Consider the following 25,837-nt stretch of genomic DNA (forward strand, 5'->3'; position numbering starts at 1 on the left):
TTGCACACTGTTGATCGCTATCAGGCGTCTGGAACGCCTTTTTCCAATGCCGACCAGTTCTTCAGAATCGCTTGTACCAGCGGATTCCCAGTGCGATACAGGTTCTCCAGTGCCGGCACAAACCCGCCCTGGTCTGCATATTTCAGCAGGTTGTCCACTTCGCTGTAGCCGGGGTAAGGGCGGTCGAAATCGGAACCTGCGCGCACCACGGCCAGGCGCTGCATGTCTACCAACCCTTCACGACTGGCGCGCAGCAGGGCTTCATAGGTGGAGTTGTCTTCCTGCTGGGTGGTGCAGTACTCGCCTTTGTTGTCCGTGAGCAGTTTGGTCCAGACCTCGGCACGCTCGCTCAGGCGTGTGCCGGAGAACCAGGTGTTGCCCGCCACGGTGTCGCAGCGGGTGACTTGCGGCGGCTGATTGGCCGGTGCGGCAGGGTAATGTTTGCGCCAGGCGCTGGATTCCTTGCTTTCACTCAGCTCCACCTTGTGCGACAAGGCAAATGCCTTGGCTTGCAGCTTGGGGTTGAGTTCAAACACTTCGGTCTTGTAGTCCAGCGGAGGTTTCTCGTTGGGCCCCTTGGTGTTGATGCCGATGTAACCTGTCGGCCAATCCTTGGGCGCGTCGCGTGAATCCAGCTCCCACTGGGTGCCGAATTCCACCAGGTAATGTGCCCAGGCGGCCGTCCCGATGGTGCCGTGCTTGGGGCTGATGCCGGCGATCCCGGCGATCAGGAAATAGCTCTGGCGCAGGTCGAACTTGGGCGACAACGCGAGCGCCAAGGTGGAAGCGGCAGCGTTGGTCTGGCCCATGCCGGTGACCAGCAGGCACACGTCCTGGGTGTTGCAGCGGATTACCGGGTACTCGGCGGATAGCCCGGGTACGCGCACTTCCTGCTTGAGTTCCAGGCGATCGATCCAGGTTTGCGCCTCGGGGGCGAACATGGTGATCAGCATCACCTTGGGCTTGATCGGCGCAGGGCTGTCCGCCAGCACCAGGTGGGGCAGCAGGGCAAGGCCGACGGCCATCGAGAGACGGGTCAATACGTTCATCTACAGCTCCTTGATCAGAATTGGTAGCCCACGCCGGCGTAGTAACCCCAGCCCTCGGAGCGGGCGCGGAAGTTGCCTTCGCCGAAATTCAACTCGCTGCCATCTTCCCAGTTGCCGCCGTTGTGAAAGTAACGGCCGACCAGGGTAAACCGCAGGTGGGTAAAGGAATACAGCAGCACATTGGTCGCCACGAGGGCGTTGGCGGTACGCGCCGGGTTGTCTTTGTGCAGGTCCGAACCGAAATCATAGTTGGTGAAGCCGATGTAAGTCAGCGAAGCGCCGTTGTCGAAACTGCTGATAGGCACGATGTACTTCATTTGCGCGCGATAGCCATCCCATGAATACTCATTGCTGGCACCGTAGTTTTCCCACTGGTAGCGCCCATAGAAGTTGGCCGACAGGTTGACCCGTGAGTGGGTGTCGATATCGGTGCCCAGGCCGCTGTATAGCGTGTTGGCGCGGTTTGACGGGTTGCTGCCGTGGTCGTAGATCCAGTCAAAGGCGACGTACCATTCCTTGAACGGGCCGATTGCCAGGCTGCGCCCCGCCAGGTAGTCGATGGAGATACGCGGTTCGTGTTCCATGAACACCGGCGAACCATGATCCCATGCGCCTTTGTCATTACTGTTACCGATGCCGAGGATCTTCGGTACGTCGATATAGCCGTACAGTTCGAACGGCCCTTTACGCCCGAAGTACTCGTATTCCAGGTACACGTCATCCTGCGGCTTGGGGCCGAAGCTGATGTCTTTGCTGCCGATCAGTGTCAGGTCCTGGTTAAACCAGTCCGACAGGTACACGCCTTTTTTCGTCGGGTTGGCTTCCGGGTTCTTGGTGTCAGGGCTAAGGGTTTCGCCCTGTGCTGAATCATCGACGGGCTTTTCCTGCGCCAAAATGGGCGCGCTGAGTAGTCCCGTAACGGCCGTCAGTAGCAAAGAAACACCAAGGCAAGCACGCGGCTTTAAGGTGGGGTGCATTGAAAATCCCTATTCGTAAGCGGTTTGGCCCGATTCTTCGGGTAGAGGCGAACTGGGTGCCCAAGTCCGTTACGCAAACGTTTGCACTTGGCGTACCAACTTTGTTCAATGACTTGAACAACATGGAAAAAATCGGCATTAGTCGACCTTTTGATCAAAAATGACTGGGTGTCATTTTTACCGACCTAAATGAGGCCTCCCTGAATGTTCGATCGCTATTTGCACGCCTGGAAGCTGAGCGCCGATGGCGACCCGATTACCACGCCCGGCAGTGACCTGTTGCCCGTGCGCTGGCAAGGTCTGCCGGCGATGTTGAAGATCGCCCACACCGAAGAGGAGCAACTCGGCGGGCGACTGATGAGTGGGTGGGCGGGCGAAGGCGCGGCGCGGGTTTACGCTCATGACGAGTCCGCAGTGTTAATGGAGCGGGCCACCGGCTCCGGTTCTTTGAGGCACATGGCCCTCAATGGGCAGGATGACGAGGCCAGCCGGATCGCCTGCGCCGCGGTTGCCCGGCTGCACGCACCCCGCCGATCGCCGCCGGAAGGCTTACTGTCGCTGCAGAGTGCGTTCCAGTCGCTATGGGCGGCCGCCGAGCACGAAGGCGGCGTGTTACTCGACTGCGCCGCGACGGCCCGTGCGCTGCTGACGGGGCAACAGGACATCGTGGTTCTGCACGGCGATATACACCACGACAATATTCTCGATTTCGGCGCGCGAGGCTGGCTGGCGATTGATCCAAAGCGGGTGATGGGCGATCGCGGTTACGACTACGCCAATCTCCTCTGTAATCCAGACCTGCCCACCTGTAACGACCCGGTGCGTTTCAAGCGCCAGCTCGATGTCATTGCCCAGGCTGCCAATCTCTCGCACCCGCGCCTGTTGCAATGGGTCGTAGCGCATGCCGGGTTGTCGGCCGCCTGGTTTCTTGAAGATGGAGAGCGGCAGCGCGCAAACATCAATCTTGAGGTGGTTCGCCTGGCACAGCGGGCTTTGGCTCAATGGCCGATGGCATAGGGTGAGGGGTGATCGACGTTGCGGTCGAGCGCATGCATCGCGGTTTCCCGTCGATACTCGCTGGGTGTCCGGTTCATTTCGATCCGAAAGTGCCGGTTGAAATTGGACAGGTTGGCATAGCCCACTTCGAAGCAGATGTCGGCCACCGACATGTCGCTTTGCAGCAGCAGCCGGCAGGCGCGTTGCACGCGGAACTTGCGCATCAGGTCGATAAAACCATGGCCGGTGTTGCGTTTGAAGAACCGTGAGAAGCCCGGTTCGCTCATGTTCAGCTGTTGAGCGATGACCGACAGGCGCACGTCACCGGTCAGTTCGCGCATCAAATAGTCGAACGCCTTGCTGATACGCTCGGCACTGCGCGCGTCCAGGGTCGGTGCGTAGCAGGCACTGGCCAGGGCCTTGACGTGCGGTGGCGGGGCGTTTTTCAGGGTATCGAGCAATTGCAGGAACAGGATGAGCCGTTGCAGGCCGCGGGCGGTGCCGATGGCTTCCATTAACTGTGCGGCTTGCGTGGCGGTGCCGGCGCTGAATGCCAGGCCGCGTCGGGCGCGCTCGAACAGTTGCTGCAAATCACCGAGTTCCGGCAGGGTCTTGCGCAGCGCGAGGAGGGCGGCGCCGTCGAATTGCAGTACCACGTCGCGACCGGTCAAGTATTCGCCGGGGGCCAGGTCGCCGATCCAGTCGTGGGGCAGGTCTGGCCCGATCAACGCGACATGCCCGGCGCTGAATGCACCGATATAGTCACCCGCCACCAGCTTGCCGCTGCCGTGGCGGATCAGGTGGATTTCAAACTCGGGGTGATGGTTCCAGCGCGCCAGTGCATAGGGATAGTCATGTTCGAACCAGCGCAAGCAGTGCTCCGGTTCGGGCAGGATCACTTCAAGCTCTGCGGGGCGGTGCTCGAACAGGGTGGCGCGGCTGACGGGCATGATGCTGCCTCTTGTGCGTTGGGTCACGCCAAAATACGCGGGTCGGCAGGTGCGGCGCTACCCTTGGTTTTGTTCGTCACTGATACTTTTTTGATCCCCGGGCGCCGGTTAAAAAAGTATCGGTCGAGCAGCCGCCATTCGTTTGTGAGGGCCTGGCCAAGCTGCTGTAATCAGCCGAAGTGATTTCCACAGGACCTCTTCATGAAACGACTCGAAGGTAAGAGCGCGCTGATCACCGGATCGGCGCGTGGGATTGGCCGAGCCTTTGCCCTGGCCTATATCGAAGAAGGCGCAACCGTTGCCATTGCCGATATCAACCTGCAACGGGCCCGCGAAACCGCCGCCGAACTGGGCCCCCGGGCTTACGCCGTGGCGCTGGACGTCACCGACCAAGCGTCCATCGGCGAGGCCATTGCCACCGTGGTGGCCCATGCGGGCAAGCTGGATATTCTGATCAACAATGCTGCGCTGTTCGACCTGGCGCCCATCGTTGATATCACCCGCGAAAGCTTCGAGCGGCTGTTCGCGATCAACGTCGCCGGTACGCTGTTCACCCTACAGGCAGCGGCCCGGCAGATGATCCGCCAGGGCCATGGTGGCAAGATTATCAACATGGCCAGCCAGGCCGGTCGGCGCGGCGAGCCGTTGGTGACGATCTACTGCGCGACCAAGGCCGCGGTGATCAGCCTCACGCAATCGGCGGGGCTGGACCTGATCAAGCAGGGCATCAACGTCAATGCCATCGCGCCGGGGGTGGTGGACGGTGAACACTGGGACGGGGTGGATGCGCTCTTCGCAAAGTATGAAGGGTTGGCGCCAGGTGAGAAAAAGCAGCGGGCAGGGGCCGAGGTACCCTTTGGGCGGATGGGCACGGCTGAGGACCTGACCGGGATGGCTATCTTTCTGGCGTCGAAAGACGCCGACTACGTGGTTGCCCAGACCTATAACGTCGATGGCGGCAACTGGATGAGCTAAGCCTGCGCCCTCATTCGGCAAAGCTGCGATCAAAATAGTCAATCGCCTCGGGCTTCAGGTTCTCCACCGTTGCCTGGGGCCTGCCGCCTTCACCGCCACGCCGGGCAGCGTCTAATGCCCAGAGAACGGTTCAGCATCGCGCTCATTCAGCAGCAGCTTCAACGCAAGCACATGATGCATACTTTGTTTACAGGCCGCAGGAGCACCCTCATGACTCTCACGAAAACCGCCATTGCTTCATTCGACGTAGACGCCCAAAAGAGCTTTACCCCGTTGTGCCCCAATGAGTTACCTGTGGCCGGCGGCGACCAGATCGGCCCTGAGCTCAACTACATGGCCAGCCTCGCCGGGCACCGTGTCGGCAGCAAGGATGCTCACACCCCGCGGGCGCCTTGGGTGGTTGCGCAACACAGTGACATGCTGCAACCCACCGGCCTGGCCCACGCCGATGTCACCTGGGTGAGCCACTGCGTGCCCGGCACCGAGGGTTTCACGTTGCTGGACGAGCTGCCCACGCCCTACGACTATGACTACTTCATCTGGAAAGGCGTCGAACCTGACCTGCATCCCTACGGCGCCTGCTATCACGACCTGCACGACAAACTGTCAACCGGCGTGATCGAGTACCTCAAGGCCCAGGGCGTGACCCGCGTGATCGTCGGCGGCCTGGCGCTGGACTACTGCGTCAAGACCACCGCGTTGCAACTGCTCAAGGCCGGGTTCGAGGTGGTGCTGCATCTGCCGGCATGCCGAGGCATCAGTGAGGAGGGCGGTGTACAGGCGGTTGATGAGTTGCTCAACGCCGGTGCTGTCATCAGCCGCACCCGCGAAGAACTGGCCACGATGGCCACGCGTTAGACACGCTGAAGGAACGGCAAGCAGAGCGCGGCGCTGAGGCCGTAGAGTCTTGGCTGAAAAAGCGATTTTGATTTGAGTGCAAAGGGCCCGGATCAAGCCCCCCTCACACACTGATTCCGTCCTAATGCCTTGGCCTTATAAAGCGCTTTGTCCGCCACCTCGATCAAACTTTGCGAGTTGCCAAGTTCGGGGCCCGTGGCCGTAGCAATGCCAATGCTCACGCTCACATATCCGAACGAACTGGCGGTATGTGGGATGTTCTCCTTCCTCAGGCGGTCGAGGATAAGCCGCGCCACCACGACGGCACCGCTACTGTCGGTGTCAGGCATGATGATTGCGATCTCTTCCCCACCATATCGTGCAACCAAGTCTGACGGTCGCCGTGCACACGATTCCAAAATGTTGCCAACTTTCTGCAGGCATGCGTCTCCGGCGAGATGCCCGAATGAATCGTTAAACAGCTTAAAATAGTCGATATCAACCATGAGCAATGTTAGCGAAGTAGATTGACGTTTTGCTCGTCGCGTTTCGACGGCGAGACGCTCATCGAAACAGCGCCGGTTTGCTAAACCGGTCAAGGCGTCCTTCATTGCGAGCGACTCAAGCTGCTGGTTCGAAGAGAGTAATTGTTGCTGGGTCTGGCGCAGTTGGCCTTCTACCTCGGTTCGCCGGCGGATATCCAGGATCAGCAACCTGCCGATGAGGCCGGTTAGGCTCAGCAGCCCTGTCACCACCACTGCAGAAAGCAGTGCCTCGGTACGCCAAGCGGCCAGCGACTCTCGCTTGCCCAGCGCAACGGTCGTGATCAGCGGCAAGCGGTCACTTTTTCGGAACGCGTAGAGCCGTTCCACGCCGTCCAAGCTGGAGGTAAAGGACGCTGTGCCAACGGACCGATCAACCAGATACTTTGCATAAATCGGAGACTTCGAAAAGTTGTGCCCCATATCCTGTTCGCGGAAGGGATAACGAACAAGCAACGTGCCATCGGTGTAGGAGAGTCCGATAGCACCGTCCTGCCCAACGTCGATTTTTCCAAAAAGTTGCAGAAAGGTTTCTATCCCCAAAGTGAGTGACACAACCCCGGCAAACCCACCTTGAGCGTCGTTGAAACGGCGGCTCAGGGTAATGACCCACTCTTGATTGGAGTGACTCTGGATGGGGGGGCCGATAAAGGTTTCACGAGAGGGATCGTCACGATGATGAATGAAATAGGCGCGATCGCTGCTGTTTGCACTGGCGGGGATTAGCCGACTTGAAGACATGAGCCCGCGGCCCTGATTATCGTAGACAGTAATGCCACGCAGCTGTGGCATTAATGGCTCCTGGTGTTTGACCAGCGTCTGCAAGCGCTGGATATGTGCGGGGCCACTACCTTCGGTTTCCAAGCGCTCGACGAGCCCGAGCAAAAGCAGTGAGCTTTGACGGACAATACCTTCAGAATAGGTGGAAAGTGCTTGGGTAAGGTTCAAGGCATGGACATTCACATCCTCCAGTGATTGCTCTCGAGAGGCCCACACCTTCCACACGGTAAGCGACGCCAGGGAGAAACCGATGACCAAAAGCAAAAGCAAAACCAGGTGGGTATCACGTTTCAAGTTTCTACCTTATGGAAAGTCCGGCATGCGCCTAAAAGTAGATGTCATTATAGAGATGTCCTGACCACCAATGGACAATCAACTGGCTGAGTTCCCGATAGCTCAAGGGTCTCGATCAGGTGCTGGGCAGCCTTGCGACCTATCTCATAGTAAGGCAGTTGCACCGTGGTCAGTGGCGGGATGAACAGTTCGGCGATACCGATCATGTTGTCGTAGCCGAGCACCGCGACATCGTCTGGAATTTTCAGGCCACGGCCCAACAACAACTGATAGGCACAAAAGGCAATACGGTCGTTGCCACAGACCAGGATGTCGAATTGGGGGCGACCATCAATGATGTGCCGGTCGAGGATGGCTGCGGTTTCACCATAGGCGTCGTGATCTGACAGGTCGTATTGCAGGAGCGCGTCAGGCGCCAGTCCGAACGCCTGGCAGGCGCGCTGCATGCCTTTTTGTCGCAGGCGCCAGGCCAGGCTCTGTTTTGGCAGATTGATAAACAGAGGGCGCCTATAACCTTGGTTCAGTGCGTGGTGTACCGCCCGGTACTGCCCCATTTCGTCGTCTGGCACATAGCTGACCAGCTGACTGTCATCCGCCACGCAATTGGCGAGTATCAGGGGCTTACTCTTCAATCGTTCAGGAATGCACACCTGGCGTAACCCCATGGCGCTGAAGATCAGCCCGTCGGGACGGTGCGATAGCATCAGGTCGATATTCTGGTCGGTGGGCGGGTTGCTGAGCAGGTTGAGGATAAAGACATTCCAGCCAGCTTGCTGCGCGGTCTGTTCGATGGACAGCAGCAACTCAACGGCGAACGGCGTTGTCGCGGTGTCCAGTGCGAACACACCGATGGTCCGACTCTGGAGGTTGTCGCCACGAATCTTTCGTGCCGACATGCTCGGCACGAATTGCAATTCGTCAATGGCACGACGCACCCGTTGATAGGTTTCGGGGCTCAACTTTTCCGGATTGCTGAGCGCTCGAGAAACCGTCATCAGGGACACGCCCGCCAGCTGTGCAACGTCTTTCACTGAAGTCATGCGAGGCGAAACCGGTCAGATTGAGGCAGAATCATGCCACATGACTCGCGCTTCTCGCGACTTGAATGACGCGGCTCATAACCATCCCGAGGCGAGAGACCAGGCCCTGGGAATCGAGACGCGCCCGCCACTCCCGCTTGCAAGAAGCTTCACACCCAGACTATCGGGCTGTGGGTAGAGGCGACTGCTGAGGCTGAAGCGCCCGTTTTCGTCGAACACCTCAATGGACGAACGATCGAGGAACACCCGCAGTGCCAGCCCCCCTTGTGTCGGGTCTATCGCCACGCTGCGCTGACCGGTGACTTGTGCGCCTGAGTGGCTGCGGTCAAGTACCAGGCGCTGCAACACTGCATCGTAGTAGAGCAGGGTCTGTTCATGGCCATCGTCGCTACAGCGCAAGGCGATCCCCAAGTGCCCATCGGTGCAGCCGAGCACATCCAGGTGCACATGGATTTCCAGCCTATCGCCATTCACGTGCGGCACGTCCCGGGTTCCCGACTCATCCCACCAGGGCGTACTCGGCAACGCCGCCTGGCGCAGAGCGGTGAGCTCCCGTGCCGGAAACATGCACAGGCGATCTGCGCTGAGTTCAAGCTCGCGTGGCAACCCGAGCATGCCGCACCAATGATGGGCCTGGCTTGGCATCGGGCTTTCCCACATGTCGAGCCACGCCCACACGAGGCGCCGACCATCGGGGGCCAATAGCGTTTGTGCGGCATAGAAGTCGTGGCCATTATCCAGCTCGATAAACGGCCCGCCAGTGAAGTGCCACTCGTTGTCGAGTCGGCCCACGCGGTAACCCGTCTGGTACTTGTTGAGCCGTTCGTAACCTTCGGACTGCATACCTTGAGGGGAGTACAGCAGTACATCGTGTCCGTTTAGCCGAAACAGGTCCGGGCATTCCCACATATAGCCATCACCCTCGCTGCCGCTTGCCACATAGTCGAGAAACTCCCAGGCGTGCAGATCGGTGGAACGGTACAACGGCAGCAGCGGCGTATCGCCCAGGCGTGCGCCGACAATGAGGTACCAGCAGCCATTTTCCTTCCATACCTTGGGGTCACGAAAGTGCATGATGGTGTCTTGCGGTGGGGTCTCGATGACGGCACCATGCTTGACGAACTGGATGCCGTCAGTGCTGGTGGCCAGGCACTGAACTTGACGGATCAAGCGTTCATCCCCCACTTCTCCCAGCCAGGTGTGGCCGGTGTAGATCAGGGCCAAGGTCTCTCCACACACCACGGCACTACCGGAAAAACAACCGTCACGGTCGAAGTCCTCGCCAGGTGCCAGCGCGATGGGCAGGTGCTGCCAATGAACCAGGTCGGCACTCTTGGCGTGCCCCCAATACATAGGGCCCCATTTGGCTTCGAAGGGGTAATGTTGATAGAACACGTGGTATTCGCCACGAAAGTACACGACCCCGTTAGGGTCATTCATCCAGCCTGCCGGGGGGGCGATATGATAATCGGGTCGATAATCCTGGATGACGCGAGACAGGCCATCAGTCAGTGCACGCTGCGCAAGGTCGAGGCAAGAAGACATTGGATCGCTGATGTTATTTGACGGCATGGTCATAGGGCCTGTACTCGGACTGCGTGCAGGGAGGCATCACTGCGCGGGTTTTCAACGGTGTGGGGGGGGCGCTTCAAGGCAGTGCCGTCCTCGCCGAACAGGTGCAGGTTGCCGATGTCCAGCTGCAGCTCGACCCGATCGCCAGCCTGCCAGCCGGCGCTGACCTCACAACGACAGATCAGTGGCTCGTCATGACCTGTTTCGAGGTGCACATACGTTTCGCTGCCAAGGTATTCGACCCCGGTCACGACGATTCCGGCGTCTGCCTCTGCCGCTTTGAGCGAAATGTGCTCGGGGCGAACCCCCAGGGTCAGCAGCGTACCCGCCGCCAGGTCGGCGCTCTCGAAGGGCAGGGTGGTCATGCCCAACACGGGGGCGTCGACCAGGCTGGTGGCTCCCGGGGCCTGCAGGCGTGCCGCCAGAAAATTCATTTTGGGCGAACCGAGGAAACCGGCGACAAAGCGGCTTGCTGGACGCTCATAGAGTTCGCGCGGTGAGCCGACCTGCTCTACGCGACCGCCGTTGAGCACAACAATTTTATCCGCCAGGGTCATCGCCTCCACCTGATCGTGGGTGACGTAGACCATTGTCGAGCCAAGTCGATCATGCAGCCGGGCGATTTCGTTGCGCATCTGCACCCGCAAGGATGCATCCAGATTGGAGAGCGGCTCATCGAACAACAAAATGTCCGGTTCGCGCGCCATGGCCCTACCCATCGCCACACGCTGACGCTGCCCGCCAGACAGTTCCTTTGGCTTGCGTTGCAGCAGTTTGTCCAACTGCAGGATTTGCGCAGTTTTCAGCACGCGCTCGCGCAGGCTGGTCTTTTCAGTCTTGGCCAGTTTGAGACCAAAGCTGATGTTGTCGTAGACGCTCATATGCGGGTACAGCGCATAAGACTGAAACACCATGCCGACGCCACGCTCGCGCGGTTCCAGGTCGTTGACCCTTCGCCCGTCGATCAACAAGTCGCCGCCGCAGATGGAATCCAGCCCGGCGATCAGTCGCAGCAGGGTCGACTTTCCGCAACCCGAAGGGCCAACGAAGACCACGAATTCACCCGCAGCAATCTCCAGGCTGACGTCGCGAAGAATCCGTGCGCCGCCCAATTGTTTGTTCACATTATCTAGCTTCAATTTGATCACGATGCTGTTCCTTGTAGTTGTTGGGCATCAACCCTTTAGCGCGCCCGCAGTGAGGCCGGAAACGATTCGACGCTGGAAGATCAGCACCAGGACCACCAATGGGACGGTGACCAGTACCGATGCGGCCATCAACAGCCCCCAAGGCAGCTCATGGGGGCTCCCGCCGGAAATCAAGGCGATGGCGACAGGCACCGTGCGTTGTGAGTCTGTAAGGGTGAAGGTCAAGGCGAACAGGAACTCGTTCCACGCGGCGATAAAGGCCAACAAACCGGTGGTGACCAGTGCGGGCCATAGCAGTGGCAACAGCACCCGGGTAAGCGTGACCCAGGGCGAAGCGCCATCCATGATTGCCGCTTCTTCCAGTTCATGAGGGAGTTGACCCATGAACGTGGTCAGCACCCAGACGGTGAAGGGCAGGGTGAAAATGGTGTAGCTCAGGATCAACGCCCAAGACGTGTTGTACAGGCCCAGAGCGCGGATCACTTCGAACAGCCCCGACAGCACCGCGACCTGGGGAAACATCGACACGCCCAGCACCATCATCAATACCGTGCCACGCCCACGGAATTTCACTCTTCCCAAGGCATAGGCGGCAGTCACACTGAGGAACAGCGCCAGCGTCACCACGCAAAGCGCGACCGTCAGCGAATTACCGATAGCCCGCAGGAATGAGGCTTGGTGGAGTACCGTCGCATAGTTGGAAAAGTCGGGATTGTCGACCCAGTAACTGACCTCGAACAAAGCGCTGGACGGCTTTAGTGACGTCACGATGGCGTAATAGAAAGGGAAGACCGCATACAGCAACAAAACCCCGATCAGGCACCAGAACCCGAAGCGCAACAGCGCTTTTTTGAGTAAGCGCAGGCTCATGCTCGAACCTCCATTTGACGGCGTCCGAGGTAGAGGTAAAGCATGGCGATTACCGCAACGACCAGAAACAGCAGAGTCGAGGCCGCGCTGCCATAGCCAACATCCTGGAACTCCACCAAGTGTTGGCGGGCATAGACCGACATGCTCATGGTGCTGGAAGAGTTTGAGGTCAGCACATAGATGACGTCGAATACCCGCAGGGAATCGAGGATGCGGAAGATCGCGGCCACCAACAAGGCTGGCATCAACAGCGGAAGCGTAACGCGCCAGAACACTTTCAGCGGATGAATACCATCGACCTTGGCGGCTTCGTAACAATCGCTCGGCAACATCTGCAAGGCAGCCAGCATCAGTAGCGTGACAAAAGGCACCGTCTTCCAGACGTCGACGATGATGACCGCCCACATCGACAGATCCGCATCTGCTGTCCAGGCCAGGGGCGCATCAATCAGGCCGACGCTCAGCATCATGTGATTGATGATGCCGAATTGGTCGTTGAGCATCCATGACCAGATCTTCGCCGAGACAATGGTAGGAATCGCCCACGGAATCAGAATCAGCGCGCGCACCAGGGAGCGGCCGGTGAACTTGGTGTTCAGCAGCAACGCCACCAGCAGCCCCAGGACGACTTCCAGTCCCACCGACACCACGGTGAAATGCAACGTGTTGCGCACGGCGTTCCACCATTGTGGATCCACCAGGATGCCCGACCAGTTGGCGCCGTCGCGGGACAGATAATTGCTCAAGCCCACGAAGGATCCGCCACCGGTGTCCGCCAGGTCGGCGTCGGTCAGGCTGAACCAGAATGTCCGTAGCAGCGGCCAGGCGGCCACCAGGGCCAGACACAGCAACATCGGTGTCAGAAACAGCCAGGCAGCGCGTATTCGGCGACGCTCTATGGGGGTTTCCCTGATGAGCAGGCGCTCATCAGGGCAGGCATGGGTAATAGAGGCAGGCATGGTGATTTTCTTCCTTGTGGCTTACCAGTTCTTGCGTTTGATGCGCGTGAGTTCGCTTTCCAGTTCGGCCAGCGCCTGATCGACAGGCAACTCGCCCGCCAGCACGCCATGCACTCGATCGAAGAACGCATTGGAGACCCGTGGGTAACGCTCGGCGGTGATTGAGGCGGGGCGCATGACCCCGTCGCTGAGAATGCTGTGGAGCTGACTGTAATAAGGCATTGACGCGAGCAATTCGGGGTCTTGATACAGCGACTCGATAACCGGGTTATAGGCGCCGATCAGGGCACGGTGTTTTTGCTCTTGAGCACTGGTGAGGTAGCTCACCAACTCTGCCGCGAGTTTGGGATGAGCGCTGTAACGGGATACCGCCAGGCCCCAGCCGCCGAGCGTGGACGCATGGCTACCGGTCATGCCACCTCGGGGCAGGGGAGCAACCCCAACCTTGTCCTTGACGACACTGTCCTGGCTTTGCACCAGGGCCCAGACATAAGGCCAGTTACGCATGAACAACGCGTTTCCCGACTGGAATACGCCACGTCCTTCTTCCTCGGTGTAGTTGAGTACGCCGCGTGGGGAGATGTCGCCTACCCAGCTTTTCGCCAGGGCCAAAGCAGTTCTTGAGGCCTGACTGTTGACCACGATCTCTCCGCGTGGATTGACCAGCCCGCCTTCCGGTTGGCTGCTGATCCACTCCAGCGCATTACACGTCAGCCCCTCGTAAGCGCGTCCCTGGAAGATATAACCCCACGCATTGGCGTTCCCGGCGTTGCGTTCAGCCTGTTGAACCTCCCTGGCGGTAGTGGTCATTTCCTCCCAGGTCTGGGGAACCTGCTTGTTGTACTTCTCGAGCAAGTCCTTGCGGTAATACAGCAGGCCCGAGTCGGTGAACCACGGCATCGTCACTAGCCGCCCATTCACCGTCGCGTTATCCACCTGTGCCTGGAAGTAGCCTTGCGTCGCATCGGCGGGCAGCACGTCGCGCAAATCCAACAGATGTTTGGCCAGCATCCCGGGCCACACCATATCGATTTGAATGATGTCGATGTCAGTGGACTGCGCGCTGAGAATTTGTTGGTAGAACGACAACCTCTCGGTCGCCGAGTTAGGCGTGGAAACCACTTGGACGTTGTGGCCGGTCTGTTTGGACCATGCCTCGACTGCCTCTTTGCAGAGTTGCAGCTCCGCACCCACCGCGCCGCACGAGATCGTCAAATCGGCTGCGTTCGAGACGGATGCAAGTCCGACACAGAGGGTGAACAGTGCGGCAGGAAGAAGAGATTTCAGATGTTTCATTGATCACCCTTTATTTTTGTTTTTAGAGAAGTTAACGTTAACACGGCCAAATGTATCAGCGTATTTGCGATAAGGCATCCTTTTTTCGTCGATTGGAACAACTCGCAACTCACGCAAAAAAAGCCCGGTCGCGGGAACAAACAATAAAAAAAATAGGAAATCCACCATGCGGAAAGGATCAAGCTGGCTACTTGCAGGTGTGCTCGGCACATCGGCGGCAACCTCTCAGGCCATGACTCTGGAAGAGCGCATGGCCGCGTTTGAAGCCCGTGCCAGCGCAGCAGAACAGCGTGCAGCCGCGGCTGAACAGCAGACCCAAGCACTTGCCAGGGAACTGCAGCAGATCAAACTCGCCACACCTCCCTTGCAGCCCGCCGCGTCTACAGCGGCAGTCATTGCGGAACCTGCTTTGGACACCCGGGTGGCGAAGCTCGAAGCTCGTCAGCAAAGCCTGGAGAAAGAGGGCAATACCGGACACCTCACGGATGGGTTCAGCTTCCACGGCTATGCCCGCTCTGGATTGCTGGTCGACGAAGGGCTTGGTGGTGGCCGTGGTGGCCCTTATACAACGCCGGCCGGCTCGGTCGGTGGCGCAGTCGGGCGACTCGGTAACGAGGACGACACCTACATGCGCATAGACCTGTCGAAAGAAATCTATGCGCAAAACGGTACCCGTTCCAAATTCACGGTCTCCATCGCCGACGGGGTGGAAAGCTCCAATGACTGGACGGCCGACGAGAGCAAACTGAACGTACGCCAGGTGTTCACAGCGCTCGACCATGTGGCGGCGTTCAAAGGGAATTCAGTGTTCGAGAACGCCACGCTGTGGGCAGGCAAGCGATTTGATAGAGATAATTTCGATATCCACTGGCTGGACTCGGACGTCGTCTACCTGGCCGGCACCGGCGGTGGTATTTACGATGTGCAGATGAACAAGAATTGGCGCTCCAATTACTCCTTGATTGGGCGTAGCTACGGGGATTTCAGTCAGGGCGGTATTAATGCCAATGTGGAAAGCTACATCCTGACCTCCAACCAGTTCTTCGAGGAGGGTCAATGGCAGTGGATGTACAACGCCATCGGTGCAAAGAAAAACGATTTCGGTACCCGCACCAATAAGGCGGGCTTGACGCCTGCGAATTCCGGCTTGCACACCATGTTGGCCAATCACCAGAAAAACTTTTTCGGCAGAGAAGGCTTCTTCAAAACCGCGCTGCTCTATGGGCAAGGCCTGGGGGCCGAGGTCAAGAACGTTGGCTCGGACGGTGAACTGATTGACGACGCCCGCGCTCTGCGTCTTGCACTTTACGGTGAGACGCCTATTGCGCCTGACTGGCGCATCGGGCCCAGTTTGCTGGCCGAACAGAGCAAGGACAGATACGTCAAGGGTGACGACTACCGCTGGCTAACCCTCAACGTGCGATTGGCTAACCAAATCAACAGCAACTTCGAGATGGCCTACGAAATGAGCTGGCAAACCATGAAGCTCGACCCCAAGGGCTATCTACAACGTAATGCGGTCGACGGTAACTTCTGGAAATTCACTGTCGCTCCGACATTCAAACTTGACGTTGGAGATCTTCTCACACGCCCGGAGTTGCGCGTGTTCGCAAGCTTCATGAACTGGTCTTCGGACCTGGACCGATACAGTACCTCCGACGCCTTTGGCATGACGGACTTCCGCGCTGGGGGCGTATGGCAATACGGTGTACAAATGGAGACATGGTTTTAATCTTTGAGCGTGTTCGGCCAACACGTACTGGATGGAATGCGGGCCTCTACGCTGCTGTATTCCATTCAAACCGGCACAGGCCTGTCCGTCGCAAACAACCGGTTTGTTGAGTTTGCTCAAACAACCGGTTTTTTCAGCAAAGACCCCGACTAACAGTCGATGGAGTTGAAGCCCCCTTGACGCAACAGGGGGCAATGGGTGTCCTGTTTCTAACCTATCCGAGTTGGTAATCCATCCAGATCTGGTGCGTACCATCGGTGTCGATCTTGATCCCGCCTGATCCCGATATCCCTCTCAAGTCACCTGTACCACTGCCGGCGACGATGCAGAAAAATTCATCTGCCCGATCAGTACCGGTGGTGGAGGCAGAGTGGATGAAATTGAAGGTGCCTTCTTTTCCATTCACCGCACCTTTGAAACTCTCAATCGCGATGTAGCTGCCTGTCCTGGTCGTCTGATCGAACGCCGCCGTAAAAACGGTAGAGGACACACCGTCGATAGCGCCCGAGTAGTACTTCTCCATGGTGCTGATAGACACCGGTAAGGCGGTAGTAATCTCGGGGGACGGGCTCAGGTCTGTGGGTTTGAAATTCTTGGTCGTAAAAGTGGCTAATGCTTCCATTCACATCGCTCTCTATCCAAATGAGTGAGGTTGTTATCTTACGCCACCGCACGCACGGAGCCAAAAAACACGCTGTGGCACTGAGCCTATTTCCATCTAGGCGGCAGCACTTGCGCAGCTCCCCCGTAGGCGTTCCGGCAATACATCTTTCGGGCTCCGCTAGAAGCTCCACTCCTCAGCCCGAACTAGCTGGCAGAACGGCCCGTCAAGAGTTGCATTGTGATGAGCGACGATGTCCTTAGCTTTCATCACTGGCGTGTCTGAACAGGTATGGCCTTCGGCGATGAGTACTGCATCGAAGCCAAGATCACGAGCAGCACGGCAGGTGCTGTCGACGCAGTATTGAGTTTTCATGCCAGTGATTACCACGCCGGTAGCGCCGCGAGAGCGCAAATTGTCTGCCAGGTCGGTCATTTCGAAGGCGTTAGGCCGCCGTTTTTCGAACACCACTTCTCCACCCAGCAGCGTCAGTTCCTGTGCAACCATCGTAAGCGGGCTGCCTGGTTCGATTGGAGAACCAGCAGGCCCGATGTGCCGCGCGAGGAAAATCGGAGCGCCTGCGCTGCGTGCCTTGTCCATCAGAGTATTGAGTGTTTCCAACAACGCTTCGCAGCGCCATGGTTTTTCCGGGCCGTGAACAAGTCCGACTTGTATATCGAGTATCAACAGGGCGTACATGGGTGCATCTCCTTGCGTTTGAGCCAGCGACACAAGGGCATAAAAAAGGCCCTGTCCATCGCTGGCGGGCCTTTGAAGTTCGTCTGCTGTTGGCTCACGACACCTCGCACGCTCCGCCTTCAGCGGTCGTGGTGGTGGTAGTCGAGGTGAGGCAATAGGTAGTCATGGATCGACACTAGCAATATTGCAACGAGCTGACAAGCCAGGATCCTGGAGTGAGTGCTTTTGGACGTTGGACGTCGGCCGGATGAATACGCGCCCCCAGCGTTGGGGTCGGAACGAGATGTTGGCTGAAGGGTTAGGCCGAAGCATCACACGTGCATCATCATCGGCAACGCTGGACGCAAATCGTATGTCTGGCCGCTTGCGCCACGATCTACGTCCAATTCGACCAGATGCTCATCACCGTGAACAATTTCAAATCCGTTCAGCAGGTTTGCGCCGTTGGCGGGGGTAGAAAAAGCTTGGTGGCTGGGAGTGGTCACTCGCACAGAGGTCATGTCGCGAAAGCCGTTGGGATGTTCAAACGGCTGCGCTCGCTCAATCGGAGCCTCATCGGGTCGCTTGGCAAACGCAAGAAAAAACCACATCGGTTCGGATACAGGCGCATGTCCCACGTCGACTTTCAGGGTCGTGGGTAAGTAAACCGGTCGATACTCCCAGACTGGAAATATTGGCTTCTCGCCTGCGGTGGAGGGTCTGAAGCAAATTCCAAACGGCGAGGCGACGCCATCTGTACCGTTGAGGCGCTCAAAGAGTTGGGTCGGCGCTGTTAACTGACTTTGTGCTTCTGACTCATCGGTAAGGTGTAAAAGCTCAATGAAAGCATTTCTGAAGAAGAACCTTCTATTGGCAGTGCCTTGGCCAGGGTGTACGTTTGGCGTCCCTTCGGTGAGCCCCAGGGCTTTGAGCGCCTCAGCGCCTCGTGCCTCATCCTTCACACAGATAAAAATGTGGTCTATTTCCATCGTTAACTCCCTTTAACCCCATGGTTTGATGCCCTAGTCACTTTAGCAAACTCACGCGCCCATTGTGTTGGGCGGCGCGTGAGAACACCCGCCAGACAGGCACATGGGGCAGGGCCATTGAACGGTGAAGACTGGACCAACCCCAGGTCAGTTATCGGGTGTACGTTGTCGTCATATGAGCTTGACGATTACCTTGCCTTTGGCTCTGCCCTGTTCCACATAACGCAAGGCCTCAGCCGTTGACTCGAAAGGGAAGGTCCGGTCGATGACCGGTGTGATAACGCCGGACTCGACAAGCGCAGTAATCTTCTTCAATTGATCACCGCTCGCACGCATGAATACGAACGCATAGTGGATGCCTTGCTTGCGAGCTTTTCTGCGTATGCCGCTACTTAACAGACGCATTACCCAGCCCAGCCCCCAGAACAGCTTCTGTTCCTTCGCGAACGCTGCCGTCGGTGGCCCAGAGATGGAGATAAGCTGACCACCCGGCTTGAGAATACCGAGTGATTTTTCCAGCTCGACAGGGCCGAGGCTGTTCAATACAACATCGTAGTCGCGCAAGACGTCTTCGAAGTTTTGCTGCTTATAGTCGATGACGACGTCTGCTCCCAACGCCTTGACCCACTCCACGTTACTGGTGCTGGTCGTCGTCGCAACGTAAGCGCCCAGATGTTTTGCAAGCTGGATGGCAACGGTGCCGACGCCACCTGAGCCTGCGTGGATAAAGACTTTTTGCCCTTTCTGCAACCGTGCCGTTTCAACCAACACCTGCCAGGCAGTGAGCGCAACCAATGGGAGGGACGCGGCTTCTTCCATGGTGGTGTTTCCGGGTTTCAGTGCGAGGGCACTTTCATCAATCGCGATCAGCTCGGCAAAGCCGCCGATGCGCGCCTGGGGCGGGCGGGCATAGACCTCATCGCCGGGCTTGAAGTTACGTACGCCTGATCCCACGCGAACGACGACGCCGGCTAAGTCGTTACCCATGATCAGCGGGAATGTGTACGGCAGGATCAGTTTGAATTCACCTGTGCTGATCTTCGAATCCAGCAGGTTGACACTGCTGGCATACACCTTGACAAGGACGTCATTGACTCCCGGTTCCGGCTCCGGAACCTCGCCAATACGTCCCTGGTGCTTGCCGTAACGGTCGATCAGGAAGGCTTTCATGTTTCAGTTCTCATGGTTCAATGGAATGGCAGCATGCCCACGCCCGTGTGCTGCTGTAAGGCTAGCCAAAGGTCTTCAGGCATTCAAAAAAGCCGTCGCGCGCGTCACGAAGTCGGTGTGATATTGGAAGATCCCGCCATGACCTGCGTCTGGGTAAAGGATCAGTTGCGAGTTTGGAATACGGTCAGCCAACTCGGCAGAGTTCACCGTGGGAACCATGATGTCGTTATCACCGTTTACGATGAGCGTGGGTATCTGGATGCGGCTGAGATCCTGTGGCGGTTGCCGGCCCCAGGCGTGAATCGCTTTCAGTTGTCGCATGAAGGCACCAGGCGTTGGATTTTTGTCCCGGTCGGTCTCGCGCTCCTTCAGGCGATTCAAGAAATCCTTGGCCGCTTTTCGCCCATTGGTCGTCGCGGTGAAAAAAAGGTAAAACTTCGGGTCGCGCCTTGTCAGTAGACCCTTGAGCATCAATGGCCACGACACTGACCACACCTTATCTATACCTTGGCCGCCCGCCGGCCCGGTACCGGTCAGAATAAGTCTGCGCACCCGCTCTGGGGCCCTGAGCACAATGTCCTGTGCAACGAACCCACCCAATGAAAACCCCAACAGGTCGACTTGTTTGAATCCAAGGGCGCGGATCACGGCGATGGCATCGTCTGCCATCTCCCCGACGGTCAACGGCGCGGTTCCACCGGATGCGCCAATTCCCCGATAGTCCATGGCAATGACGCGCCGGGTGCGGGCCAGCCCGTCGAGGATGCGTGGGTCGAAGTTATCCAGGACTGCGCCCCAATGATTCAACAGAACGAGCGGTAACCCGTCCCTGGGCCCCAAGTCTCGGTAGGCAAATGCTGTTCCTGCGACAGTCACCCGCAGGTTCGCGGCGCAGACGAACTGCGCTGGCGATACAGGGTCACGATTTGTGGCTTCAACGATCATGTGTACACCGTGCCGGGTGAGGGGCGGATGAGTGAATACAAGAACAACGGCAGCGTAGCAATCACGCCTTGGCTTGATAGCGCTCGGCGACGACCGATTGGCGAATCTCTGACAGCAAACCTTGGCGGGCAGCCTGCAGAGCATCCCAACGAGCGGCGTCTTGTAACGGCGGAATGGTCACCGGCTCGCGACGATCAAAACCCACCAGCGCAGCATCGACCAAATCGCCCACGTCCATGATTTCGCTCAAAGTGTTTATGTCGATGCCTGCACGTTCCCAGATTTCTGTGCGGGTGGCCGCTGGGAGAACCGCTTGCACGTAGACGCCTTTAGGCGAGAGCTCAAGGCTCAGCCCTTGCGATAGAAACAGCACAAACGCCTTGGTCGCACCGTAGACGGTCATCCCGAACTCTGGGGCCAGCCCCACGACCGAGCCAATGTTGATAATCGCGCCATTACCCGCCTGTGCCAGACGTGGAGCGATTGCGCTGGCCAGTCGCACCAGTGCCGTGGTGTTGAGCGTGACCAGGTTGCTAACGCTGTCTGTGGATTGCTCGACGAAGCTGCCGGATTGGGCGGCGCCCGCATTATTCACAAGGATGCCAATACGGGTGTCATCACGCAGGCGAGCTTCGACGGTGGTCAAGTCACTGGTTTGAGTCAGGTCAGCCTGGATCACGTCAATGCAAACAGCGTGTTTCTCACGCAGCCGTGAGGACAGGGCGTCTAACCGGTTTTTATCGCGGGCGACCAGCACCAGGTTGTGCCCACGCTGGGCAAAACGCTCGGCGTAAGTCGCGCCAATGCCTGTTGAGGCGCCGGTAATCAGTACGGTTTCAGTGAGGCTCATAATGGGATGCTCTTAATGGATGCTGATAGGCGACTGAGTCTCTCGACGGCTCAACCCTGCGCGAAGCTGGACTTGGCAAGCGTCGGGTAGTCGATGTAGCCCGCTGCTCCGCCGCCATACACGTTGATCAGAGACGGCGATCTGCGCGGTATAGCCGTAGAGAAATGTGGCCGTGGTTTTATGATGTCGATCATAATCAAAGATGTCAATTATTTTGATTATGGTCGACATCAGAGTATGCTGTGGGCGTTGTGTAACAGGCACAGGAACGCGCAATGAAGATCACCAAGACGCAATCACTCACCAACCGGGCTCATATCGTAGAGACGGCGTCGGAGCTGTTTCGTGAGCGAGGCTATGAGGGTGTGGGTGTGGCAGAACTCATGGCGACGGCTGGTTTTACCCAGGGCGGTTTCTACAAGCACTTCGGTTCCAAGGCCGATCTGATGGCCGAAGCCGCCGAAAATAGCCTTTCGAAATCCCTCTCGAGCACCTGCAATCTCGACGTGCCTGAATTTGTAAATCTGTACGTGTCCAGGAATCATCGAGACGGCAGGGCAACGGGGTGCACCATGGCAGCCCTGTGTGGTGATGCCGCCCGTCAGTCAGATGATTTGAAGGCGACCTTTGCCGGTGGCGTTGAAAATACGCTGGCGGCACTCGAAGAAAAGTACACCGCGAGTCTGGATGTGACCCAGCAAGAGGCCCGCGCGAAAATGATCGACCTGCTGGCCCACGCAATCGGCGCAGTGATGCTGTCACGGGCGTGTCCGGATGACTCGCCACTTGCGGATGAAATACTGGAGACTTGCCGTACGCAGATCATTGCGTCATTGCCGCGGCCTTCCGACAGTGAACCGCAGAAGAACACCTAGCGTGCCGATTGCCCCCGGTTGATCAACTACCGATGGGGGTCGAGTTGTTAACACATGAGGCAGCAGCCATTGGGCCGAGGATCAACCCATTTGATCCGAGATTGCGTCGGCCTTCGCACACCGTTGGTGGCTAATCCGTTTCTGTCGGGCTTGCGATCAAAAGAGGGGGCAGTCGGCTTTTTCAGAATCCGTCCTACATTTTTGCGGTTCTTTTTCGCGTTGTTGTATGGGTTAGTGCTCGCGATACAGTCGTGATATTCCTGCACGTAACTGTCTATTTTCTTTATTTTTTGGGAACCGTCCCATACTTTGCGGCCACAGAAGGGCGTTGATCCGGCGTACGGTTTGCTTGGGTTGACCGTTATTGAATCCCTGACCTGAGGTGTTGCATGGCTGAACTTAGTTTGCGTCAATTATGTGATTTTCAAGCCCGTCCCTATGCTGAGATGGATGTAGGCAAAAGTGCTCCGAGTTATCCTCGAAATGTCTACGCCGACGTTCCAAATTCACAAGTAGCGCGAGCCTTTTCAAAAGATTTTGATGTCTTCAGAGACAGCCGAACGGATTTTGTTTCGCGGGGCTCGATTGAGAATATGGCCGGTCGCCCATTCACGGGAAACCGCGATTATGATCGTAAGATCATGTTGGCCGAAACCATTCTCAAACGCCCGGAAATGGAACACCTGCTCGATGCAATCACCCAAAATGGCCATGAAGATGGGCTTATCAGCCATGGCGATGTCAGCAAGGTCATCGATTACTATGAAGCGCAAGAAGCGTCCAGCAACCAACCGCCGCGCGGGCAGGACTACCCCGGGCGTTATAACGGCGCTATGCAGCAGCAACGCGTCAATCAGCAATATGTTCCTCAGTATTCAGGGCCGTCGCCGGTATTCGAGCGAGCTTGCATACCGCAGCAACCCAACTATGGTTCGCCAACCCAGCTGTCCGGTAACACACCGTATGCCAATATGAGCAAGAGCGACTTTTGCAACCAGCTATTGTCCCATTTCGGTGCTCTGGAAGATCCAAGCCGCCCGGGTACGGTCACCGACAAGTCGCTCATCGCGATTGCCTCGGGCCATAGCCTGGATGGTCAGCCTGTCTCTCAGGAAACGAGAGATATCGCCCAGGAACTGTTGAATCGAGGTGGTTTGTTCAAGGAACTTGATCAAGGCCGTACCGGCGAGTTGAACGGAGCTTTCACCAGGCAAGACGTAGGGGATACGTCGGATGGCTATAAGGACATGAGTGATCACACGCTGCTACAAGGTATTAAAAACAACTTCCGGCAATTCACGACTGGTCCGAATGATCGTTTCATCAACCGCAAAGAATTAGAAGAAGCCGCAGGGAAAATACCTTCGAATCGTGTGTTCAATCCGGAAGCGACGAAATTAGCCACTGAACTTTTCAATCGTCCGGGCCTTCTCCAAGAGTTGGATATTGGCATTGGCGATAACGGGCCAGGTGCGGAAGACGGTCGGTTCGATAGGGAGAATATCGACTATATGCTCGCTAAAAAACGGACTGCCCCGAAAAGCGAAGTCTTTGCGAACGTATCTGCTGGCCGTATGAGCGCATCGGCGGGTTGGTAGGATAAGGCGGCTGCCCACTGCCTGCGCAGCCGCCACCGATGCCGAAGCGGCGAATAATTCGTGGTTTCACTGCAACAGGCTTGCGCAATAGAAATTTTTGGTTAATATCACCCGGGTAAAACATATATTGCCCGGGTAAAACAATGAGCACACAACATTCCACTTGCTGTACGGCCTTCACTGGCCACCAACGTCTGGTGGCCGGTGCTTATGCCGACGTAGCCCAGGCCCTGGCAGGTCTGGACCTGCCCGCCGGCAGTTTCCTGGTGTTCGACGATGTCACCGGTACCCAAGTGGATTACCCGTGGCCGGCCGGTTATGCGCCTGAACACGCTACGCCAGTGGTGATGGACGAAGAGCCCTCGACAACGCCCGCAGTCGGTCGGCCGCGCCTGGGTGTGGTGGCGCGAGAAGTCACTTTGCTGCCCCGGCACTGGGAGTGGTTGGGTCAACAGCGCGGTGGCGCTTCGGCGGCCTTGCGCCGGTTGGTGGATGAAGCTCGCAATGCCCATGCCGCCCGTGATCAGATGCGTCACGCCAAGGAAGCCAGCTATCGTTTCATGAGTGCTATCGGCGGTGACTTGCCGGGTTTCGAAGACGCCTCGCGAGCGCTGTTTTCCCAGGATGCGGCGCACTTTGCCGGCACGATCGCGCACTGGCCGGTGGACGTGCAGACGTACCTGGCCTGGTTGTCGCGCAACGCCTTCCCAGCCTGATACTTATTCCGGGACTCGAACCCTCATGGACGTTACCCAGCAACGACCGTTGTGGCAGATCTACTTGATCTTCTTGGCACCCATGGTGCTGTCCAACTTTCTGCAAAGTTTTTCCGGCACCCTCAATGGCATCTATGTCGGGCAAATGCTCGGCACCCAGGCGCTGGCGGCGGTGTCGGGGATGTTCCCCATCGTGTTTTTCTTTATCGCCCTGGTGATCGGTTTGGGGGCGGGTGCTTCGGTGTTGATCGGCCAGGCATGGGGCGCCCAGGAGACCGGGTTGGTCAAGGTGATTACGGGCGCCACCCTGACCCTGGGGGCGCTGGTGGGCCTGGTCGCCGCCGTGCTGGGCAGCCTGTTTGCCCGCCCGGCATTGCAGGCGTTGGGCACGCCCGTGGACGTCCTCGACGATGCGGTGGGCTATGCCCAGATGATGATGTTGATCATGCCGCTGTTGCTGGTATTCATCCTCTATACCCAACTGTTGCGCGGCGTCAGCGACACGGTTTCGCCGCTGTTGGCGCTGATGGTATCGACCCTGGTGGGCTTGCTGCTGACCCCGGCATTGATTCGCGGCTGGGTCGGCCTGCCGGCCATGGGCATCCAGAGTGCGGTGTACGCCGGGCTGCTGGGGAACGCCTTGGCGATGCTGTTCCTGATCCTGCGCCTGCGGCACAAAAACCACGTGATGGCGCCGGACCGCGAACTGCTCGCGGCCTTGCGCCTGGACCGTGCCATCCTCGGCAAAGTCCTGCGCATCGGCCTGCCGACGGGCTTGCAGATGGTGGTGTTGTCGCTGTCGGAATTGGTCATCCTGGCCTTGGTCAATGGTCATGGTTCCCAGGCGACAGCGGCCTATGGCGCGGTGACGCAGATCGTCAACTACGTGCAGTTTCCGGCACTGTCGATTGCCATCACCGCGTCGATCCTCGGCGCCCAGGCGATTGGCGCCGGGCGCCTGGAGCGGATCGGGCCGATTCTGCGCACCGGGCTGTTGATCAATACGTGCCTCACCGGTGGCCTGATTGTGCTGGGTTATGGGTTGTCGCACTGGTTGCTGGGCCTGTTCATCACCGATGACGTCGCTCGGGCCAAGGCCGAACACCTGCTGCACATCATGCTCTGGAGCATCCTGGTGTTCGGTTTCCAGGCGGTGGTGGGGGGCATCATGCGTGCCAGTGGCGTGGTGCTGATGCCGGTGGCGATCTCGATCTTCTGCGTGTTGTGTGTCGAGCTGCCGATGGCGTACCTGTTTAACGCTCACTTCGGGCTGGAAGGGGTGTGGATGGCGTTTCCGGTGACTTACCTGGCGATGCTGGCGTTGCAGACCGCCTATTACCGACGGGTGTGGCGGCATAAACAGATCACGCGACTGGTGTGATAAAACGTTGCGCAATT

Annotated in this window: 24 protein-coding genes and 1 pseudogene; 9 read left to right on the forward strand and 16 right to left on the reverse strand. The window is 58.0% G+C overall.

From position 1 onward, the window contains the following. Positions 1–20 precede the first annotated feature (20 nt). Entirely contained in the window at positions 21–1,049 is a 1,029-nt protein-coding gene (locus M5B43_RS24005; RefSeq protein ID WP_248752394.1) for a purine nucleoside permease, read from the reverse strand. 14 nt (positions 1,050–1,063) lie between these two features. Next, the gene (locus tag M5B43_RS24010) at positions 1,064–2,026 is read right to left on the reverse strand and encodes a nucleoside-specific channel-forming protein Tsx (RefSeq protein WP_248752395.1); all 963 of its coding nucleotides are present in this window, start codon (positions 2,024–2,026) and stop codon (positions 1,064–1,066) included. Between the two features lie 204 nt (positions 2,027–2,230). Here M5B43_RS24010 and M5B43_RS24015 point away from each other — a divergent pair, with 204 nt between their 5' ends. Then, on the forward strand, positions 2,231–3,043 hold the full coding sequence (locus M5B43_RS24015) for an aminoglycoside phosphotransferase family protein (RefSeq protein WP_248752396.1): 813 nt from the start codon (positions 2,231–2,233) through the stop codon (positions 3,041–3,043). Here M5B43_RS24015 and M5B43_RS24020 read toward each other — a convergent pair. Further along, entirely contained in the window at positions 3,025–3,972 is a 948-nt protein-coding gene (locus tag M5B43_RS24020) for an AraC family transcriptional regulator (RefSeq protein ID WP_248752397.1), read from the reverse strand. The genes M5B43_RS24015 and M5B43_RS24020 overlap by 19 nt on opposite strands. Positions 3,973–4,173: 201 nt before the next feature. Here M5B43_RS24020 and M5B43_RS24025 point away from each other — a divergent pair, with 201 nt between their 5' ends. Continuing rightward, positions 4,174–4,947: an L-iditol 2-dehydrogenase gene (locus M5B43_RS24025; protein WP_248752398.1), complete on the forward strand. Its 774-nt coding sequence runs from the start codon at positions 4,174–4,176 to the stop codon at positions 4,945–4,947. A gap of 210 nt (positions 4,948–5,157) precedes the next feature. Beyond that, a complete protein-coding gene (locus M5B43_RS24030) occupies positions 5,158–5,805 on the forward strand; it encodes a nicotinamidase (protein ID WP_248752399.1) in 648 nt (215 codons plus the stop codon). Positions 5,806–5,897: 92 nt separating this feature from the next. On the opposite strand, the gene M5B43_RS24035 is transcribed toward M5B43_RS24030, so the two are convergent. The 7 genes from M5B43_RS24035 to M5B43_RS24065 all read right to left on the reverse strand — a co-directional run bounded on the left by M5B43_RS24035 (position 5,898) and on the right by M5B43_RS24065 (position 14,285). Next, positions 5,898–7,400, reverse strand: coding sequence for a diguanylate cyclase (locus M5B43_RS24035; RefSeq protein WP_248752400.1), 1,503 nt, complete (start codon positions 7,398–7,400; stop codon positions 5,898–5,900). A gap of 47 nt (positions 7,401–7,447) precedes the next feature. Continuing rightward, positions 7,448–8,440, reverse strand: coding sequence for a LacI family DNA-binding transcriptional regulator (locus M5B43_RS24040; RefSeq protein WP_248752401.1), 993 nt, complete (start codon positions 8,438–8,440; stop codon positions 7,448–7,450). A gap of 75 nt (positions 8,441–8,515) precedes the next feature. After that, the gene (locus M5B43_RS24045) at positions 8,516–10,018 is read right to left on the reverse strand and encodes a sucrose-6-phosphate hydrolase (RefSeq protein ID WP_248752402.1); all 1,503 of its coding nucleotides are present in this window, start codon (positions 10,016–10,018) and stop codon (positions 8,516–8,518) included. Further along, on the reverse strand, positions 10,015–11,160 hold the full coding sequence (gene ugpC / locus M5B43_RS24050) for a sn-glycerol-3-phosphate ABC transporter ATP-binding protein UgpC (protein ID WP_248752403.1): 1,146 nt from the start codon (positions 11,158–11,160) through the stop codon (positions 10,015–10,017). The genes M5B43_RS24045 and ugpC overlap by 4 nt, the downstream gene beginning before the upstream one ends. Positions 11,161–11,187: 27 nt before the next feature. After that, on the reverse strand, positions 11,188–12,030 hold the full coding sequence (locus M5B43_RS24055; protein ID WP_017139038.1) for a carbohydrate ABC transporter permease: 843 nt from the start codon (positions 12,028–12,030) through the stop codon (positions 11,188–11,190). Beyond that, positions 12,027–12,989 (reverse strand): sugar ABC transporter permease, encoded by a 963-nt coding sequence (locus M5B43_RS24060; protein WP_099547696.1) that lies wholly within the window; start codon positions 12,987–12,989, stop codon positions 12,027–12,029. The genes M5B43_RS24055 and M5B43_RS24060 overlap by 4 nt, the downstream gene beginning before the upstream one ends. Positions 12,990–13,010: 21 nt before the next feature. After that, positions 13,011–14,285 carry an ABC transporter substrate-binding protein gene (locus tag M5B43_RS24065; RefSeq protein ID WP_248752404.1) on the reverse strand — a complete coding sequence of 425 codons (1,275 nt, stop codon included), beginning with the start codon at positions 14,283–14,285 and terminating at the stop codon, positions 13,011–13,013. 166 nt (positions 14,286–14,451) lie between these two features. Between M5B43_RS24065 and M5B43_RS24070 the strand changes: the two genes are divergently transcribed. After that, complete coding sequence (locus M5B43_RS24070) at positions 14,452–16,017, forward strand: carbohydrate porin (protein WP_248752405.1); 1,566 nt, start codon at positions 14,452–14,454, stop codon at positions 16,015–16,017. A 214-nt stretch (positions 16,018–16,231) separates the two neighbouring features. Here M5B43_RS24070 and M5B43_RS24075 read toward each other — a convergent pair whose 3' ends face one another. The 6 genes from M5B43_RS24075 to M5B43_RS24100 form a co-directional block, all read right to left on the reverse strand. Then, positions 16,232–16,639: a DUF3224 domain-containing protein gene (locus tag M5B43_RS24075; RefSeq protein WP_248752406.1), complete on the reverse strand. Its 408-nt coding sequence runs from the start codon at positions 16,637–16,639 to the stop codon at positions 16,232–16,234. A gap of 159 nt (positions 16,640–16,798) precedes the next feature. Beyond that, positions 16,799–17,317, reverse strand: a complete 519-nt coding sequence (locus M5B43_RS24080; protein WP_248752407.1) for a cysteine hydrolase family protein — start codon at positions 17,315–17,317, stop codon at positions 16,799–16,801. 311 nt (positions 17,318–17,628) lie between these two features. After that, the gene (locus tag M5B43_RS24085; RefSeq protein WP_248752408.1) at positions 17,629–18,285 is read right to left on the reverse strand and encodes a VOC family protein; all 657 of its coding nucleotides are present in this window, start codon (positions 18,283–18,285) and stop codon (positions 17,629–17,631) included. 171 nt (positions 18,286–18,456) lie between these two features. Continuing rightward, the gene (locus tag M5B43_RS24090; protein WP_248752409.1) at positions 18,457–19,455 is read right to left on the reverse strand and encodes an NADP-dependent oxidoreductase; all 999 of its coding nucleotides are present in this window, start codon (positions 19,453–19,455) and stop codon (positions 18,457–18,459) included. Between the two features lie 75 nt (positions 19,456–19,530). Then, the gene (locus M5B43_RS24095) at positions 19,531–20,400 is read right to left on the reverse strand and encodes an alpha/beta hydrolase (RefSeq protein ID WP_248752410.1); all 870 of its coding nucleotides are present in this window, start codon (positions 20,398–20,400) and stop codon (positions 19,531–19,533) included. A 61-nt stretch (positions 20,401–20,461) separates the two neighbouring features. After that, entirely contained in the window at positions 20,462–21,250 is a 789-nt protein-coding gene (locus M5B43_RS24100; protein WP_248752411.1) for an SDR family oxidoreductase, read from the reverse strand. Between the two features lie 275 nt (positions 21,251–21,525). Between M5B43_RS24100 and M5B43_RS24105 the strand changes: the two genes are divergently transcribed. From M5B43_RS24105 to M5B43_RS24125, 5 genes and pseudogenes are all read left to right on the forward strand, one after another. Beyond that, positions 21,526–22,125 (forward strand): TetR/AcrR family transcriptional regulator, encoded by a 600-nt coding sequence (locus M5B43_RS24105; RefSeq protein ID WP_248752412.1) that lies wholly within the window; start codon positions 21,526–21,528, stop codon positions 22,123–22,125. 5 nt (positions 22,126–22,130) lie between these two features. Continuing rightward, positions 22,131–22,259 (forward strand): annotated as a pseudogene (locus M5B43_RS24110) (IclR family transcriptional regulator); the annotation flags it as partial. 255 nt (positions 22,260–22,514) lie between these two features. After that, positions 22,515–23,723 (forward strand): hypothetical protein, encoded by a 1,209-nt coding sequence (locus tag M5B43_RS24115; RefSeq protein ID WP_248752413.1) that lies wholly within the window; start codon positions 22,515–22,517, stop codon positions 23,721–23,723. A 143-nt stretch (positions 23,724–23,866) separates the two neighbouring features. Continuing rightward, positions 23,867–24,439 carry a DUF2239 family protein gene (locus tag M5B43_RS24120; protein WP_248752414.1) on the forward strand — a complete coding sequence of 191 codons (573 nt, stop codon included), beginning with the start codon at positions 23,867–23,869 and terminating at the stop codon, positions 24,437–24,439. A 25-nt stretch (positions 24,440–24,464) separates the two neighbouring features. Beyond that, positions 24,465–25,820: an MATE family efflux transporter gene (locus M5B43_RS24125; protein WP_248752415.1), complete on the forward strand. Its 1,356-nt coding sequence runs from the start codon at positions 24,465–24,467 to the stop codon at positions 25,818–25,820. Positions 25,821–25,837 lie beyond the last annotated feature (17 nt).

The sequence above is a fragment of the Pseudomonas sp. MWU15-20650 genome (assembly GCF_023242475.1).
GTDB lineage: Bacteria > Pseudomonadota > Gammaproteobacteria > Pseudomonadales > Pseudomonadaceae > Aquipseudomonas.

Coding starts and splice junctions, on each gene's coding strand:
- M5B43_RS24005 (WP_248752394.1), bottom strand. CDS start 1,049: ATGAACGTATTGACCCGTCTCTCGATGGCCGTCGGCCTTGCCCTGCTG.
- M5B43_RS24010 (WP_248752395.1), bottom strand. CDS start 2,026: ATGCACCCCACCTTAAAGCCGCGTGCTTGCCTTGGTGTTTCTTTGCTA.
- M5B43_RS24015 (WP_248752396.1), top strand. CDS start 2,231: ATGTTCGATCGCTATTTGCACGCCTGGAAGCTGAGCGCCGATGGCGAC.
- M5B43_RS24020 (WP_248752397.1), bottom strand. CDS start 3,972: ATGCCCGTCAGCCGCGCCACCCTGTTCGAGCACCGCCCCGCAGAGCTT.
- M5B43_RS24025 (WP_248752398.1), top strand. CDS start 4,174: ATGAAACGACTCGAAGGTAAGAGCGCGCTGATCACCGGATCGGCGCGT.
- M5B43_RS24030 (WP_248752399.1), top strand. CDS start 5,158: ATGACTCTCACGAAAACCGCCATTGCTTCATTCGACGTAGACGCCCAA.
- M5B43_RS24040 (WP_248752401.1), bottom strand. CDS start 8,440: ATGACTTCAGTGAAAGACGTTGCACAGCTGGCGGGCGTGTCCCTGATG.
- M5B43_RS24045 (WP_248752402.1), bottom strand. CDS start 10,018: ATGACCATGCCGTCAAATAACATCAGCGATCCAATGTCTTCTTGCCTC.
- M5B43_RS24055 (WP_017139038.1), bottom strand. CDS start 12,030: ATGAGCCTGCGCTTACTCAAAAAAGCGCTGTTGCGCTTCGGGTTCTGG.
- M5B43_RS24060 (WP_099547696.1), bottom strand. CDS start 12,989: ATGCCTGCCTCTATTACCCATGCCTGCCCTGATGAGCGCCTGCTCATC.
- M5B43_RS24065 (WP_248752404.1), bottom strand. CDS start 14,285: ATGAAACATCTGAAATCTCTTCTTCCTGCCGCACTGTTCACCCTCTGT.
- M5B43_RS24070 (WP_248752405.1), top strand. CDS start 14,452: ATGCGGAAAGGATCAAGCTGGCTACTTGCAGGTGTGCTCGGCACATCG.
- M5B43_RS24075 (WP_248752406.1), bottom strand. CDS start 16,639: ATGGAAGCATTAGCCACTTTTACGACCAAGAATTTCAAACCCACAGAC.
- M5B43_RS24080 (WP_248752407.1), bottom strand. CDS start 17,317: ATGTACGCCCTGTTGATACTCGATATACAAGTCGGACTTGTTCACGGC.
- M5B43_RS24085 (WP_248752408.1), bottom strand. CDS start 18,285: ATGGAAATAGACCACATTTTTATCTGTGTGAAGGATGAGGCACGAGGC.
- M5B43_RS24090 (WP_248752409.1), bottom strand. CDS start 19,455: ATGAAAGCCTTCCTGATCGACCGTTACGGCAAGCACCAGGGACGTATT.
- M5B43_RS24095 (WP_248752410.1), bottom strand. CDS start 20,400: ATGATCGTTGAAGCCACAAATCGTGACCCTGTATCGCCAGCGCAGTTC.
- M5B43_RS24100 (WP_248752411.1), bottom strand. CDS start 21,250: ATGAGCCTCACTGAAACCGTACTGATTACCGGCGCCTCAACAGGCATT.
- M5B43_RS24105 (WP_248752412.1), top strand. CDS start 21,526: ATGAAGATCACCAAGACGCAATCACTCACCAACCGGGCTCATATCGTA.
- M5B43_RS24115 (WP_248752413.1), top strand. CDS start 22,515: ATGGCTGAACTTAGTTTGCGTCAATTATGTGATTTTCAAGCCCGTCCC.
- M5B43_RS24120 (WP_248752414.1), top strand. CDS start 23,867: ATGAGCACACAACATTCCACTTGCTGTACGGCCTTCACTGGCCACCAA.
- M5B43_RS24125 (WP_248752415.1), top strand. CDS start 24,465: ATGGACGTTACCCAGCAACGACCGTTGTGGCAGATCTACTTGATCTTC.